Origin of the sequence: Limnospira sp. PMC 1279.21 (assembly GCF_032349615.1) — a bacterium.
GTDB classification, from domain to species: Bacteria; Cyanobacteriota; Cyanobacteriia; order Cyanobacteriales; family Microcoleaceae; genus Limnospira; species Limnospira fusiformis.
The window spans coordinates 1-408 of record NZ_JARPLU010000557.1; the positions used below are offsets into that span (position 1 = coordinate 1).

The window sequence follows — 408 nt, forward strand, 5'->3', positions numbered from 1 at the left end:
CGCGATAGCTACTAGACTAGGGTTTACTGAAAATGGAGCATATGGGAATCGAACCTGATACATAGCCTATAACCCCTATTCTACCGTTACTTAGGTGTTACTCAAAACCGTAGTAGGATCTATCAATTTGTAGCCATAAAATAACCCCTAGGAGTTTAATCTAGGGGTATTAACTTATGAGATTGTAGTGGGTAAATTAATCTATCTGATAAATTACCCTAAGGAATAATTTAGCTTCAGGGCTGTCAATGTCAACCCCCAAGGCAGTTAACCTTTCCAGTGCTACATTTAACGGCACGGGTAATTTAGCTACTCCTTTTAAGACTTCTAAGGTAGCGTCAATCCCCTCCGTTTTGATTAGGGGTCGAGAATGGAGTCGCCTCCATCCCCTCCCATTCAAAACCGTAT

At 41.4% G+C, this 408-nt stretch carries 1 pseudogene; it reads right to left on the reverse strand.

Annotation, left to right across the window (positions count from 1 at the left end):
• Window positions 1–196: 196 nt before the first annotated feature.
• Window positions 197–408: pseudogene (locus tag P5683_RS25920) on the reverse strand (hypothetical protein); the annotation flags it as partial.